This window comes from Actinomycetota bacterium, from assembly GCA_035540895.1.
In the GTDB taxonomy this organism is placed as follows: Bacteria; Actinomycetota; JAICYB01; order JAICYB01; family JAICYB01; genus DATLFR01.
The window spans coordinates 1-13,657 of the sequence record DATLFR010000024.1; the positions used below are offsets into that span (position 1 = coordinate 1).

Below are 13,657 nucleotides of genomic sequence, written 5' to 3' on the forward strand. Positions count from 1 at the left end.
TCCCCGCGGAACGCGGCCCGCAGCAGCTTCTTGTCTCCCGGACCTATGAGCTCGCCGGGGTGGCACGCCAGGACGAGCTCAAGCAGTTCGCGGTGCATGAACGGATAGGACCTGCGCACACCGAGCGAGCTCGCCGCCTCCCAGCCCATCGAGGTGAACTCCGACACCTCCAGGTAGTGCCACAGGCTCCTCCAGGGCGCGTCCTGTGAGACGACCCGGGCCAGGGCGTCCCGTCGGATATCGGTCAGCTCCTCCTGCAGCTCGGGCCGGGTGAAGGAGGGGAGGGTGCGCGGGTAGCCGATCCGATGAGACGACCTGAGTCGCCGGCGCCGCACGAGCCAGCGGAGGACGTCCCGGTCCCGTCCGGGGAGGCTCTCTCGGTGGCGCAGCAGCTCGATCAGCCCCGTCTCGGCCAGCCAGTCGGAGGTCGTGGAGCCCAGCGACCCCGTCGTCTCGTCGCCCATCTCCCCACCGGTCAGCACACGCACGTCCCCGGAGGCCGTGACGCGGGGCAGGTAGCAGAGGACCGGGTGGGGGACGTGGTACGCGACGGGGGGTGCTTCGTCCAGCACCCGCAGGCGGGCGGAGAGGTCGCCCTCGAACTCGTACCCGGGCTCGATACCTTCCTCGTCGCGCAGCCGCCGCAGCCTGGCCACCTCCTCCTCATAGGACGGCGAGGAGACGGACGGGAGCACCGAGAGGCTCCCGAGATGAGCACCGAGGATCCGTCGCGCTATGAGGGCGAGGAGCGACGAGTCGACACCGCCGCTGAGCGACAGGACGTTCCCCTGTGGGGCGAGATCCCGTTCGAGCGCGGTGATCAGGCACGTCCGCAGCTGCGACGCGTGCGCCGCGGCGGTCTGGGGATCCGGGCGGGAGACCGACGGGGGCCGCGGATCCCAGTACCGGCGGCGCTCGGCGCTGCGTCCACGCAGCCGGACGAACTCGCCTCGTCGCACGACCGACACCCCGGACAGGAACGTCCGGCCCTCGATCGAAGCGGGGTGTCCGGTCAGCCACACCGCGTTCTGGAGAGGGTCGAGCCGAGGGTCCGGAAGGTACCGGGCGAAGTAGGTCAGCCTCGTCCCGACCGCCCATCCGTCCGGGGTCGCCGCCCAGTACGCGGGGACGAGCCCGCCGCACGACCTGACCGCTATCGCGTCGTCCTCTCCGGGAGCCAGCTTCAGGACCCCCACGTCCCGGTGCCCGCGGGAGCCGAGGACCGTCGGGTCGAGCGGGCCGCCGGACGGGAGCGAGGGCTCGTCGGACTCGAAGACGATCGTGTCCGTGCTCTCGGGTGGACCGCTCTCGTCGAGCGGTGCCACGGCGACCAGCCAGCCGGCGGGCCCGTCAGAGACCGACGTGACCCCTTCAAGCTGGCGCAGCTTCCGCCGGGCCGGCTCGCGACGGGCCGGATCGGCTACCTGCACCGCGAAGACGTTGAGCAGGTTCCTCACTGCGATCCGTGGAAGCCGTCCTCGACGAGGGCGGCCAGCTCGTCGAGGTGGTCGTCCCGGTGAAGATCCCCCCACGGCAGGGTGACCTCGTACATGGGCGTGGCGTCGCAGACGGCGGCCAACTGGTCGAGCTGTGAAGTCAGCATGCCCGGGTCCCGGATGCCCAGGACGCGGGGGATGCGCAGCAGGGTCACCACCGCGTCGGCCGGGGACAGGGGCCGGTATCGCAGGCCCTCGGTCTCCCGTGAGAGTCGCAGGTAGACGATCGTATCCAGCGGGACCGGCTCCGCGACGGGGGAGCGGCGGTAGCTGACCCTGCCGTCGGCGGTCGACGGAGCGCTGTCCGCCGAGAGCGCCGGCAGGTATCGGAGCGCGTTCGGCCGGAGCCTGATCTCGGCCGGTCCGGGGTGGCACAACACCTGTGCCCCCCCCACCGAGACCCGCAGGACGTCGTCGGTCACGAGCTCGGCTCCCCTCTCGCAGAGGGCGGCCGCCGTCGTCGACTTCCCGCCCCCCGACGAGGCCACGAGCGCGACGGTCCTCCCTCTCACTCGGACGGCGCTCGCGTGGAGCACCGGGTCGTGCTGGGCCAGCATGAAGGACATCACCGTCCCCGTGAAGAGGACCGCGGCCAACCCCTCGGACGTCCCCTCCGGGAGATACGCGGTGACGTCGTCGTCACGCCCTACGTGGAACCCTGCGACGTCCGAGAACCGGATGAAGTGGTCGCCGTCCTGCCGGGAGACCGAGAAGGCGGCCGGCGAGCCGACCTCCGCGATCACCGTCCCGTTGCGGTCCTCGTCGTGCCGGTGAGGTCGGCAAGAGAGCTTGATCCGCCTGTCTCCCGTCCAGCCGGGCTCGGCGTGGGGCGCCACGAGAGGCAGCGCGGACCGGACGAGGCATCCGTACAGCCTGTAGCTGCCCGTCATCCTCCGCTTGCGGCGTGCGTGAGGAGCCTGAAACCCGAGGTGTCGGCCCGAGAGGCGTCCAGGACGTGTCCGTCGATCTCGAGCCACGCGTGCGCGCGGACCCCGTCGGCGCCGGGAGCCACGCCGATCCTCAGGATCGGGGCGCGGTCGCGGAGCAGATGGCCGAGCACGAGGGACGTGCGCAGGCACTGCGGTCGGCCGCTCAGCCCGAGGACCCTCCGTGTCGCCCGGACGCGGCGCCGCTCGGCCTCGTCGAGGTGCGGCCGCTCGCCGGTCTCAGAACCCTCCGGACCGTCACCGAGCCGGAACCCGAGCCCCTCGACGACGAGGGGCAGGGGGCGCCTGCGCAGTGCGCACTCGACGCGCGCGACCGTGAGGGCCGCTCGGACGGTCGCGCGGCGCTCGGCGCGCGGGAGCCTTCGGAAGGCTCGGAGGCTCCGTATCAAGCGGACTCCTCGACCAGCCCGTGGATGAGCAGCTGCTGCCAGGCGACGTCGAGATCGGCCGCCGCGCGCAGCTCGGTGACGTCGAACTCGGAGACGATCGAGGCGAGGACAGAGGATCGGCTCTCGCCCGCTGCGGCCAGCTGCCAGATGCGGGTGGCCACCCGATTCAGGGTGAAGTACGTCCCCGACGCGAGGTCGAGGGCGACGGCTTCGGAGCCGACCACCTGATGGGTCACGTGCTCTGGGATCTTCAAGGGGTCCTCCTGGGTCACGGGCAGTTCGTGAGGGCGTTCGTGCCGGCTCCCCCGTCGCACACGTTGGTGCCGGGGCGCCCTCCGTCGAGGTCGTCGTCGCCGTCCCCGCCGAAGAGCGAGTCGTCTCCGGCGTCCCCACGCAGGACGTCGTTGCCGTCGTAGCCGTGGAGGATGTCGTTCCCGGCGCCACCGTGCAGGACGTTCGCCACGTTCGTGGCGTGGAGCGTGTCGTTGAAAGCGGAGCCCGACAGGTTCTCAACGCCCGAGAGGTTGTCGGTACCGGCGCCAACCGTCGCCTGAGGACCGACGATGCGCAGGTCGACGAGGACGCCCGCGGCGGCATGGAAGTAGCTGACCGTGTCGTTCCCGTCGCCGCCCGTCAGCGTGTCGTCGCTCGATCCTCCGTAGAGCACATCGTCCCCGCCCTGACCATCGAGGGTGTTGATGCCCTCGTGGCCGAACAGGGTGTCGTTGCCGCCTCCACCGAGGAGCGTGTCGTTGCCTCCCTTGCCTCGCAGGTTGTTGCTCCCGCCGTCGCCCTTGAGGGTGTCCGCGTGGTCCGATCCGGTGAGGTTCTCGATGCCGCTGAGCTGGTCGGACCCGTCCCCGCCGGTGTTCTGCGCCGAGGCCACCGCCAGGTCGACGGTCACGCCGCCGGCCGCCTGCGAGTAGCTCGCCGAGTCGATGCCCGCGCCGCCGGTCAGGACGTCGTTGCCGGGTCCGCCCTGCAGGCCGTCGTTGCCTCCGGCCCCGTCGATCGTGTCGTTGCCGGGTCCGCCCCTGAGCACGTCGTTCCCGGACCCCCCGGTGAGGGTGTCGTCGTACCGGGAGCCGGTGAGCTGCTCGAAGCCGGACAGCGTGTCCGTGCCGTCCCCGACCGTGTTCTGCGCGCCTCCCACGCCGAGGTTGACGGTCACTCCCGTCTCGGAGGGCTCGTAGCTGACGTTGTCCACGCCTAGGCCGGCGTCCAGGACGTCGTCTCCCGGCCCGCCCGAGATGGTGTCGTCACCGTCGGCGCCGCTGATCTGGTCGTTGCCGCCCCGGCCCCACAGGTGGTTCGCGGCCCCGTTGCCGGTGATCGTGTCGTTGCCCTCGCTGCCCGATGCGTGATCGATCCCCAGCAGGACGTCGGCCCCCTCGCCCGAGGCGGTGCCGGTAGCGAGGTTCACCGTGACCGGGCCCGTACGACCACGGTGGGTCACGATGTCCTGGCCGGCGCCGCCGTCCAGGCGGTTGTCCAGGGCGTTCCCGGAGAGGACGTCGTTGAACGCGGTGCCGGTGAGGTTCTCGAAGTTGAGGATCGTGTCGTTGCCGTCACGGGTGTCCTGCGCGGTGTTCAGCGAGAGGTTGACCCGCACCCCGTTCGGGCGGCCGGCGAAGCTGACCGTGTCGGTCCCCGCCGCGCCGTCGAGCACGTTGTTCAGAGCGCTCCCCATGATCGTGTCGTTCCCGGGCGTCGCGATGACGTTCTCCAGGTTCAGGAAGGTCTTGTTGCTGCCTGCGCCGACCGTGTTCTGGGGGCCGGTCGCGGCCAGGTCCACCGTCACGCCGGACCCCGCGCAGAACGAGAGCGTGTCCGCACCGGGAGCGCCGTCGATCCGGTTGTTGCTCTCTGTGCCGGTGGCGATGGTGTCGGGTCCGTCCGACCCGATCAGGTTGAGGATCCCGGTGAAGGTGTCGGAGCCGTCCCCCGTGGCCGTCTGGGTGCAGAGGTTCGCGCTGACGGGCCCCGGACGCTCGGCGTAGGAGACGATGTTGACGGCGCCGGACCCCCCGGCCGTGAAGACGTCGTTGCCGGGCCCGCTCTGGAACACGTTCGTGATGCCGGCTCCCGACTGACCGATGATGTCGGCTCCTCCCGGTCCGCCCTGGAAGCCGTTGCAGCTCGCCTTCACCGCGTCGTTGCCCTCCTCGGTGGCATTCACCGAGTAGTCCGTCCCCAGGTTCGCCTGGAAGCGGTTGTTCAGGTGACCGAAGATCGCCACGTCGTTCCCGGTGCCGCAGTCGAGGGTGTCGTTGCCCTGTCCCCCCCACAGCTTGTCGTCACCCGCGCCTCCGAGGAGCGTCATGTTCCGGGTCGTCCCCACGCGCGTCGCGGTCCCGGAGGCGGGAGCGGTCGCGGTGAAACCGCCCTCGCCCCCGATGATGTGATCGTTGCCGGCCCCCCCCTGGACGGTGAACTTGGCCTGGGTACCGCCGAGGTTGTGGATGGCCATGTCGGATGCGCCGTCGTTGTCTCGGTCCACCACCGTGTAGGTGATGGCGCCGCCGGCGGCCATGCCCAGGCGCGTCTTGCGGGTCTCCGGTGTTGAGTAGGTCCTGAACGTGAACTCGTCGTTGCCCGACCCTCCGTTCACGTTCACCGCTATCAGCTGGTTCGTGGAGCTGTTGCGGAGAGGGTGGGTCGACTCGCTTATGTCGAGGTACTGGGTCGAGTTCTCGCCCTGCACGTTGATCGTGGTCGTGTTCGCCAGGGTCGCGGTCCCGCACTGCTGGAACGTCGTGGGGGGCGTCCAGTTGTTGCCGCTCTTCCCCCAGATGCCGAACTGGATCACCGACCCGTCCGTCTGGACCGTGACGCCCTCGTTCCCCGCGTTCAGGGATACCGTGACCGTTGAGCCGGCGATGCCGCAGGTGACGGCGGCCGAGACGGGGATCGACGGAAGAGACGACGCGAGCATGAACACGAGGCTCATCCCCGCCAGGAGTGCTGCCTTCTGGACGCGCGTGACGCTAGAGGATCTGCCAGACATCGGACCTGCCCTTCGCTCTGTGGCCGTCGAGGGATGCTTCAGCTGATGCCCATCGGGAGGATGCCGCCGCCTTGAGCGTCGGACCCGAGGACGTCGTCGCCGCCCCTGGTGATCTCGATCAGGCTCCCGAGGACGGTCACGGCCGGAGCCTCGTAAGGCAGTTTCTGGCTCGATGCGACGGGGGTCGCGTCGGTCCCGGCGCGCGCGAGCGCGCCGTCACTGGCGTCGTGCATCAGTACCACCCTTCTGCTCGTTGCCCGCGTCGCTGGTCGCCCGGTGACCGCGCGCGGTGATGGGGGAATGTTTCGGCGTCCCCTGCACGTCCCCTGCCAGGGCGATCTGGGCATTCCGCCCCCCCGTCGGGGGATGCAGCGACCAGTTCGGGGGATATCGGACCGGGAAGGAGGGATCGGTGGCCCGGCGGAGAACTAGCCCGCAGTGGCCTAGGACTGGGGGAAGCAAGGGGCCACGCCGGGATGCTGGGCAAACTCCCGGTTGTCGTCGTTGACGTCGATCCACGAGCTGGGGGTTCTACATGAAGAAGGCACTCGTCGTCGTTGCGCTCGCCGTCGTGGCGACCGCGCTGGGGGCTGGCGCGGCCTCCGCTCAGTACCCCCCGAAGAGGTGTCAGGTCGGCTACGTCGACGCGAAGGCGAACGTGGCAGGCCAGAACTTGTCGGTCATTGTCTGCCTCTACGGCGATGACGGCCCGAAGGTGTCCGGAGAGCCTGAGCAGGGATCCCAGCAGGCTGCGAGTGCCGGCGGGATCGGTTCCCTCCCACAGGAGCTCGTCGAGCACGCCCGCGGGAAGGTGCTGAAGCTCGAGCTCGTCGGGACCGGCGTCTTGACCGAGATCCAGGTCACCGAGGCCGTCCTGCAGATGAGCCTCCCCATCCCCGCCGAGCTCGCCACCGGGACGTACGAGGTCGTGGCCACGCTCGAGGGCGTGCAGCAGCCGCTGTTCACCGAGAGCCTTGAGATCTACGCGAAGGACCACCCGAAGGCGAAGCAGATCCTGGCCGCGAAGCAGGGCGTGCAGATCGACACCTCGACGGTGCCGGCCGCGGCCGAGAAGGCACGCATGGCCGTCGCTTCCGGAGCGGACGCCCTGAGGATCGGCGGCATGGCACTGCTGGCTCTCCTGGCCGCCATCTCCGTCAGCGCGGTCAGCTACTGGGCGATCGCGCGTCGCAGCTACCTCTAGGCTCACGACCCCCCAGCTCTTCGGGGCGCCGGGCTTCGGCCCGGCGCCCTCTCGTTCCTGCCTCCCCTTCAGCCGCTCTCGGACGTGTGCAGCCGCTCGACCCGTTCGAGGACGGCCCCCAGGAGCGCGCCCGCCTCGCCGTGCACGACCAGGTCCGCGATGTCGTCGTACGGCGTCGGATCCCGGTTGACGATGACGACCCGCGCCCCCGCGCGTTGGGCGAGCGCGGGCATCGCGGCGGCCGGGTAGACGACGAGGGGCGAACCGACCACGAGGAGGAGGTCCGCCTCCCGGACCCACTCCTCGGCCCGCCGGACGACCTCCGGTTGGAGGGACTGTCCGAACGAGACCGTGGCGGCCTTCAGGATGCCGCCGCAGCCCGGGCAGTCCGGGTCCGGCTCGCCGGCGTCGACGCGGGCGAGCGCGTCCGTCATGGAGCAGGTGTAGGGGCAGGAGAGGCAGACGACCCGGCGCATCGTCCCGTGGACCTCCACGGTCGTCGATCCAGCCTCGGCGTGGAGTCCGTCGACGTTCTGCGTAACGACCCCGCGGAACAGCCCCAGCTCCTCGAACCTGGCGAGGGCGCGGTGGCCCGTGTTGGGTTGGGCCTGCAAGGCCACGACCTCCCTGCGCATCAGCCAGTTCTTGCGGCGAACCTCGGGGTCGGCCACGTAGCGCTGGAAGGTGAACTCCCTGGGGTCGTAGCGGGTCCAGACGCCGCCTGGGGAGCGGAAGTCGGGTATGCCCGACTCGGTGGAGATGCCGGCTCCCGTGAACCCCACCCCGGCGCGGGCCCCAGCCACCCACCCGGCGATCCGGTCGATGACGTCCATCGCCGGGAGGATACAGAGGCCGTCAGGCCCTCATGACGAGTTCGGCGCCGTCCTCCGTGGACTGGGCGTCCAGGACGGCCTCCGCGAGGACCTCCTCGAGCTCGCTCTCGACGCACACGGTGACGCCGGACCGTTCCAACCGGGCGTCCCACGGGGATGGCTCCTCCGTGAACGCGAGGGCCAGGGCTACCTCCCCCTCCGCCGTGTGCGTGCGCTGGATGCGCAGGGCGGCGTCACGCGGCGCGCCGACCTGCTCACGGATCGAGACTATGACCGCGGCAGCGGCCTCGGTGACCTGCATGGCTCCTCCTTCTCGCGCCCGATGTCCCCTTACACGGCGCAGAGGGGTCTCAAACGTTCCCGGTGTCCACAGCCTGTGGAGACTTTGTGAACGATTTCACAGGCATGGACGGATTTAGCCAACGCCGATAGGATTTACTAGGACACGGCAAGAGAGGACACGGCTCCCATGGCGAAGACCCCCCTTGAGATAGACCCCCAGGGCTCCTACGAGCAGCGTTGGGGCTGGCACGACCCAGAGAACTACGTCTTCAAGCCCTCGAAGGGGATCGACCAGACGAAGGTCGAGGAGATCTCCTTCATGAAGTCCGAGCCGAAGTGGATGCGCGACTTCAGGCTGAAGTCCTTCGAGCGATACGTCCGTCGGCCGATGCCGAACTGGGGAGCCGATCTGTCCGGCATCGACTTCGACGACATCTACTACTTCCTCCGCGCGACCGACAAGCCCGGCCGCACGTGGGACGAGGTGCCGGCCGATATCAAGAACACGTTCGACCGCCTGGGGATCCCCGAAGCCGAGCGCGAGTACCTGGCCGGTGTCTCGGCCCAGTACGAGAGCGAGAGCGTCTACCACTCCGTGCAGGAGTCGCTGACGAAGCAGGGCGTCATCTTCATGGACATGGACTCGGCCATCCGCGAGGTGCCGGAGCTCGTCCAGAGGTACTGGGCCACGGTGATCCCTCCGAACGACAACAAGCTCGCCGCCCTCAACTCGGCCGTGTGGTCCGGCGGCTCCTTCATCTACGTCCCCCCGGGCGTGAAGGTCGACGTGCCGCTGCAGGCCTACTTCCGCATCAACGCGGAGAACATGGGCCAGTTCGAGCGCACGCTGATCATCGCCGACGAGGGCTCGTACGTTCACTACGTGGAGGGATGCACGGCGCCTGCCTACACGTCCGCGTCGCTGCACTCGGCCGTGGTCGAGCTGATCGCGCTGCCCCACTCCCGGATCCGCTACACCACGATCCAGAACTGGGCGGGTAGCGTCTACAACCTGGTCACGAAGCGCGCGGTCGCCCACGAGAACGCCGTCGTGGAGTGGGTCGACGGCAACATCGGGTCCAAGGTCACGATGAAGTACCCCGCCGTGGTGCTCGCCGGACGGAAGGCGCACGGAGAGGTGCTGTCCCTCGCGATGGCCAACCGCGGCCAGCACCAGGACACGGGAGCCAAGATGACCCACGCGGCTCCCGAGACGTCGTCCACGATCATCTCGAAGTCCATCTCGAAGGACGGGGGCCGGACGTCGTACCGCGGCCTCGTGAAGGTCGAGGAGGGCGCCTACAAGAGCCGGTCGAACGTGGTCTGCGACGCGCTCCTGATCGACGACGAATCGATCTCGGACACCTACCCCTACATGGACATCCGCGAGGAGGACGTCTCCATCGGCCACGAGGCCACCGTGGCCCGCATCGGCGACGACCAGATGTTCTACCTGCAGAGCCGCGGGATCCCCGAGGCCGAGGCGGCCGCGATGATCGTGCGCGGGTTCATCGAGCCGATCGCCAAGTCGCTCCCTATGGAGTACGCGGTCGAGTTGAACCGGTTGATCGAGCTCGAGATGGAAGGCTCGGTCGGCTAGCACCCGACGGTTCCCGATCACCCCCAGGACCGGCCTTCGGGCCGGTCCTTCCTCATCCGACTCCTCCTCGGGTAGGAGGCGGGTCCCGCCGGACGGCTGATGGAACCCGGCGTTCGTCTCCCTACGGTGACCTCACGGACACGCAAGGAGGTGCCATGGAGACGAAGCAGGGGACGCGGATACCGATCAGCGTCCGGGGACTGACGAAGCGCTACGGCAGCCGGATCGTGGTGGACGACCTCTCCTTCGACGTGGAGGCGGGGACCGTGACCGGGTTCCTCGGCCCGAACGGCGCGGGGAAGTCGACCACGATGCGCGCGGTGGTGGGCCTGGTGGAGCCCGATGGAGGCGAGGCGAGGGTCCTAGGTCAGCGATACGTCGACCTCCGCGAGCCCGCACGGGTATTGGGGACGCTCCTGGACGCGGCGTACTCCGACCCCCGCCGGACCGGCCGGCAGCACCTTCGGCTGCTCGCGCGGGCCATCGATGTGGACCTGGCCAAGGCAGACCAGGTCCTGCGCCTGACCGACCTGACCGACGCGGCGGACCGGCGGATCAGCGGGTACTCGCTGGGCATGCGTCAGAGGCTGGCCCTGGCCGGAGCGCTCCTCGGCTCCCCCAAGGTGCTGATGCTGGACGAGCCCGCCAACGGACTCGACCCGGCCGGCATCAGGTGGCTGCGCCGGTCGCTGAAGACGTTCGCGGCGCACGGCGGGACCGCGTTCGTGTCCAGCCATGTGCTGTCCGAGGTCTCGCAGCTCGCCGACCACCTGATCGTCATCGATCGAGGACGGCTCGTCGCGCGGGGTGCGACGGAGGAGCTCACCCGGGGCGAGACGGATCTGGAGCGGGTCTTCTTCGACCTGCTGGCGAAGGGAGCGTGAACGTGATGATGAGGCTGATGGGAGTGGAGCTCCGCAAGCTGGTGACCACGAGGAGCACCTGGGGGATCGCGGCCGGGATGATCCTCGTGGTCGTGATGGGTGCCCTTCAGACCTCGGGTCACCCGAGCGAGGTGGGGCAGGCGCTCACGGAGCGACAGTTCTGGTTCCTGGCGGTGATCAACGGCTCGATCTTCCTGGCCATCCTCGGCGTCAAGTTCGTGACCGACGAGTTCAGGTACCAGACGATCGTGCCGACGCTGCTCGTGACCCCCCGGCGGGGGTCGGTGGTGGCCGCGAAGCTGGCGGTGATAGCCGCCTCGGGCGGTGCACTCGCCGTCCTGGCCATGGGAGCGGCGGTGTCGGCGGCCCTACCGGACGTGGGCCGGGCTCCCACGGGAGCCGAGCTGCGGTCGCTGCTGCTGTTCGGGGTCGGAGGCGCCCTATGGACGGCGATCGCAGGGGGAGTGGGGTTCATCGTCAAGCACCAGACCGGCGCGGTCGTCGGAGCGATCGTCTGGGTGCTCCTGGGCGAGCAGCTCATCGGCTCCACGACCGAGGGGCTCGGTGATGCTTTGCCGGTCGGGGCGCTCGGGACCTTCGCGGTGACGACGCAACCGGGTCCCGCCCTGGCGGCCGCGTCCATACTGTTGGCGTACACCGCCGCGGCGGTTGCTGCGGCCACCGTGATCATGCGTCGTCGCGATGTGGTCTGACCGGATCGAGGAACGGGAGCTTCCCGACAACGCTCGCAGACGGACGATAGCGGCCGACCTCGCGTTGGTCGCTATCGTTCTGTTCGTCGAGGCTGGGCCCGTCGTAGGAGGGCTTCCCCCGTGGGGTCCGGGGGCGCTCGATGCGATGGCGGTGATCGCCGTGGCGGCGACATCGCTCCCCCTCCTCGCCCGCCGCAGATCCCCCGCCGTCGTCCTGGCCGTGGTGATCGCATCCGTGACGGTCGCACCGCTGCAGGGTTTCGGGGTCCTCGTTGCCTTCTACAGCGTGGGTGCTTGGACGCGCAGCTCCCGGCGCTCCGCGGTGGTCGCGGCGGTCGGTGCCCTGGCCACGGTCGTGGCGGGCGTGCTCACCCGCGATGTGGGGGTTCCCTTCGAGGCCGCGGTGGGGCTGGCCATCTTCGCTGTGGCCTGGTACCTGGGGGTGCTCTCCCACGTCCGGCGCAGGTACACGATGGTGCTCGAGGAGCGTGCCCGCAGCCTCGAGGCGGAGCGTGAGGCGGACCGGCGCCGCGCCGCGGTAGAGGAGCGGACGCGGATCGCGCGGGAGCTCCACGACATCGTCGCTCACCGCGTGAGCCTGATGACGGTCCAGGCGGGAGCGGCGGGTGCCGTGATGGACACGGACCCCCGAGCGGCGCGTGAGGCCATCGGAGCCGTGGAGACGGCCGGACGTGATGCCCTCGCCGAGCTCCGCCAGCTCGTCTCGGTCCTGCGGACGGACGACGAGGCGGACGACCCCCTCACGCCGGACCGTGGCTTGTCGGACGTGCCGCAGCTCGCCGCGGACATGCGCGAGGCGGGCCTGGAGGTAGAGGTGAGGGTCGAGGGTGAGCCTCAGGGTGTCGGCGAGTGCCTCGACTCCTGCTCCTACCGGATCGTCCAGGAGGCCCTGACGAACGTCCTGAAGCATGCGGGACCACACGCGGAGGCGTCGGTCACAATCCGCTACCGCCCGCAGGACCTGCAGATCGAGGTCGTCGACACGGGCGACGCGGCGCCGGCGGGTGAGGCGCCGGGGTACGGCATCATCGGGATGTCCGAGCGGGCGGCGGCCTTCGGAGGGAGCGTCCACGCCGGCCCGCGTCCGCAGGGTGGGTTCGAGGTCCGGGCGCAGATCCCGCTCGACGGGAGCCAGCCCTGATCCGCGTCGTGGTCGTCGACGACCAGGAGCTCGTCCGGGCCGGGTTCCGGATGATCCTCGGAGCGTCCGCAGACATCGACGTCGTCGACGAGTGCGGGGACGGCCGCGCGGCGATCGAGGCCGTCCGGCGGTGGCGCCCGGACGTCGTGCTCATGGACATCCGCATGCCGGAGCTCGACGGACTCGCCGCCACCGAGATCATCATGCGCGAGATGGACCCCCCGCCTCGGGTCCTGATCCTCACCACCTTCGATGCCGACGAGTACGTGTACCGGGCTCTGCGGGCAGGTGCGTCCGGGTTCGTCCTGAAGGACATCCCACCCCCCGAGCTAGTGGCCGCGATCCGGACCATCGCATCGGGGGACGCGCTGCTCGCGCCCGCCATCACCAGTCGCCTCGTCGCGCGGTTCGCGCACCAGCTCCAGATCGAGTCCCAGCGTCCTCCCGAGCTCGAGCTGCTCACCGAGCGTGAGCTCGAGGTGCTCCGCGCGGTGGCGGACGGCAGCACGAACAGCGAGATCGCCGACCGGCTGCACGTGAGCCCCACGACCGTGAAGACCCACGTCTCGAGCGTGCTCGCGAAGCTCGGGTTGCGGGACCGGGTGCAGGCCGTCGTCTACGCCTACGAACACGGGGTGGTCACGCCGGGAGGTCAGCGCGGCTCGAGCACGTAGATCGGTATGTCGCGACCCGCCCGCCCCAGGTAGGTGTTCATCGCGGGCCACGCCCGGACCAGGTCCGGCCATATCGTCTCCCGCTCCTCGGACGTGGCCGGCCGCGCCCGCACGGAGACGGTCCGACCTCGGACGACGACCTGGGCGTCGGGGTTGGCGGAGAGGTTGAGCACCCAGGCCGGATGGTGCGTCTGTCCGAAGTTGGTCCCCGCCACCGCCCAGCCGCCCCCCCGGACCGATACGTAGAGCAACGGGGTCCGGTACCGCTGTCCGGACCGACGGCCCACGTGCTCGAGCATCAGCGTCGGGACGAGGAGATCGGCCACGTGCACGCGTCCGCCCGTCAGGCGGTGCAGGAGGCGGTCGAGTGGAGGCGCGATGCGCTTCATCAGGTTCGCGAACCACACCCGATGACCGGCCGACCTCAGTGCGCGCACCAACAGCGGCATCCGCGAAGGGTACCGCC

Annotated in this window: 15 protein-coding genes; 6 read left to right on the forward strand and 9 right to left on the reverse strand. The window is 69.9% G+C overall.

All coding sequences use genetic code 11. From position 1 onward, the window contains the following. From VM840_01245 to VM840_01270, 6 genes are all read right to left on the reverse strand, one after another. On the reverse strand, window positions 1-1,457 hold a 1,457-nt coding region (locus VM840_01245), incomplete at its 3' end, for an asparagine synthase-related protein (protein HVL80200.1). Continuing rightward, window positions 1,454-2,386, reverse strand: a complete 933-nt coding sequence (locus VM840_01250) for a hypothetical protein (GenBank protein HVL80201.1) — start codon at window positions 2,384-2,386, stop codon at window positions 1,454-1,456. The genes VM840_01250 and VM840_01245, both read right to left, overlap by 4 nt. Continuing rightward, window positions 2,383-2,832: a lasso peptide biosynthesis B2 protein gene (locus VM840_01255; protein ID HVL80202.1), complete on the reverse strand. Its 450-nt coding sequence runs from the start codon at window positions 2,830-2,832 to the stop codon at window positions 2,383-2,385. The genes VM840_01250 and VM840_01255 overlap by 4 nt, the downstream gene beginning before the upstream one ends. Further along, complete coding sequence (locus VM840_01260) at window positions 2,829-3,086, reverse strand: PqqD family protein (GenBank protein ID HVL80203.1); 258 nt, start codon at window positions 3,084-3,086, stop codon at window positions 2,829-2,831. The genes VM840_01255 and VM840_01260 overlap by 4 nt, the downstream gene beginning before the upstream one ends. 14 nt (window positions 3,087-3,100) lie before the next feature. Continuing rightward, window positions 3,101-5,782 (reverse strand): calcium-binding protein, encoded by a 2,682-nt coding sequence (locus VM840_01265; GenBank protein HVL80204.1) that lies wholly within the window; start codon window positions 5,780-5,782, stop codon window positions 3,101-3,103. A 95-nt stretch (window positions 5,783-5,877) separates the two neighbouring features. Further along, entirely contained in the window at window positions 5,878-6,072 is a 195-nt protein-coding gene (locus tag VM840_01270) for a lasso RiPP family leader peptide-containing protein (GenBank protein HVL80205.1), read from the reverse strand. A 302-nt stretch (window positions 6,073-6,374) separates the two neighbouring features. On the opposite strand from VM840_01270, the gene VM840_01275 reads away from it, so the two are divergent. Then, a complete protein-coding gene (locus VM840_01275) occupies window positions 6,375-7,043 on the forward strand; it encodes a hypothetical protein (protein ID HVL80206.1) in 669 nt (222 codons plus the stop codon). A 68-nt stretch (window positions 7,044-7,111) separates the two neighbouring features. On the opposite strand, the gene VM840_01280 is transcribed toward VM840_01275, so the two are convergent. Further along, window positions 7,112-7,876 (reverse strand): Sir2 family NAD-dependent protein deacetylase, encoded by a 765-nt coding sequence (locus tag VM840_01280; GenBank protein HVL80207.1) that lies wholly within the window; start codon window positions 7,874-7,876, stop codon window positions 7,112-7,114. A 22-nt stretch (window positions 7,877-7,898) separates the two neighbouring features. Beyond that, window positions 7,899-8,177 (reverse strand): hypothetical protein, encoded by a 279-nt coding sequence (locus VM840_01285; GenBank protein ID HVL80208.1) that lies wholly within the window; start codon window positions 8,175-8,177, stop codon window positions 7,899-7,901. A gap of 168 nt (window positions 8,178-8,345) precedes the next feature. On the opposite strand from VM840_01285, the gene sufB reads away from it, so the two are divergent. From sufB to VM840_01310, 5 genes are all read left to right on the forward strand, one after another. Further along, complete coding sequence (gene sufB / locus VM840_01290; protein ID HVL80209.1) at window positions 8,346-9,758, forward strand: Fe-S cluster assembly protein SufB; 1,413 nt, start codon at window positions 8,346-8,348, stop codon at window positions 9,756-9,758. 155 nt (window positions 9,759-9,913) lie between these two features. After that, window positions 9,914-10,642, forward strand: coding sequence for an ATP-binding cassette domain-containing protein (locus tag VM840_01295; GenBank protein HVL80210.1), 729 nt, complete (start codon window positions 9,914-9,916; stop codon window positions 10,640-10,642). 17 nt (window positions 10,643-10,659) lie between these two features. After that, complete coding sequence (locus VM840_01300) at window positions 10,660-11,355, forward strand: hypothetical protein (protein HVL80211.1); 696 nt, start codon at window positions 10,660-10,662, stop codon at window positions 11,353-11,355. Window positions 11,356-11,500: 145 nt separating this feature from the next. Then, window positions 11,501-12,517, forward strand: a complete 1,017-nt coding sequence (locus VM840_01305) for a sensor histidine kinase (protein ID HVL80212.1) — start codon at window positions 11,501-11,503, stop codon at window positions 12,515-12,517. Next, on the forward strand, window positions 12,517-13,191 hold the full coding sequence (locus VM840_01310) for a response regulator transcription factor (GenBank protein HVL80213.1): 675 nt from the start codon (window positions 12,517-12,519) through the stop codon (window positions 13,189-13,191). Before VM840_01305 ends, VM840_01310 begins: the two co-directional genes overlap by 1 nt. Here the strand turns inward: VM840_01310 and VM840_01315 are convergent. After that, the gene (locus VM840_01315) at window positions 13,170-13,640 is read right to left on the reverse strand and encodes a nitroreductase family deazaflavin-dependent oxidoreductase (protein ID HVL80214.1); all 471 of its coding nucleotides are present in this window, start codon (window positions 13,638-13,640) and stop codon (window positions 13,170-13,172) included. The two genes, VM840_01310 and VM840_01315, sit on opposite strands and share 22 nt — an antisense overlap. Window positions 13,641-13,657 lie beyond the last annotated feature (17 nt).

Bases quoted from the DNA above. Each gene is read 5' to 3' on its own strand.
- VM840_01250 (HVL80201.1), bottom strand. From the start codon at position 2,386: ATGACGGGCAGCTACAGGCTGTACGGATGCCTCGTCCGGTCCGCGCTG.
- VM840_01265 (HVL80204.1), bottom strand. From the start codon at position 5,782: ATGAGCCTCGTGTTCATGCTCGCGTCGTCTCTTCCGTCGATCCCCGTC.
- VM840_01270 (HVL80205.1), bottom strand. From the start codon at position 6,072: ATGCACGACGCCAGTGACGGCGCGCTCGCGCGCGCCGGGACCGACGCG.
- VM840_01275 (HVL80206.1), top strand. From the start codon at position 6,375: ATGAAGAAGGCACTCGTCGTCGTTGCGCTCGCCGTCGTGGCGACCGCG.
- VM840_01280 (HVL80207.1), bottom strand. From the start codon at position 7,876: ATGGACGTCATCGACCGGATCGCCGGGTGGGTGGCTGGGGCCCGCGCC.
- VM840_01285 (HVL80208.1), bottom strand. From the start codon at position 8,177: ATGCAGGTCACCGAGGCCGCTGCCGCGGTCATAGTCTCGATCCGTGAG.
- sufB (HVL80209.1), top strand. From the start codon at position 8,346: ATGGCGAAGACCCCCCTTGAGATAGACCCCCAGGGCTCCTACGAGCAG.
- VM840_01295 (HVL80210.1), top strand. From the start codon at position 9,914: ATGGAGACGAAGCAGGGGACGCGGATACCGATCAGCGTCCGGGGACTG.
- VM840_01300 (HVL80211.1), top strand. From the start codon at position 10,660: ATGGGAGTGGAGCTCCGCAAGCTGGTGACCACGAGGAGCACCTGGGGG.
- VM840_01305 (HVL80212.1), top strand. From the start codon at position 11,501: ATGGCGGTGATCGCCGTGGCGGCGACATCGCTCCCCCTCCTCGCCCGC.
- VM840_01315 (HVL80214.1), bottom strand. From the start codon at position 13,640: ATGCCGCTGTTGGTGCGCGCACTGAGGTCGGCCGGTCATCGGGTGTGG.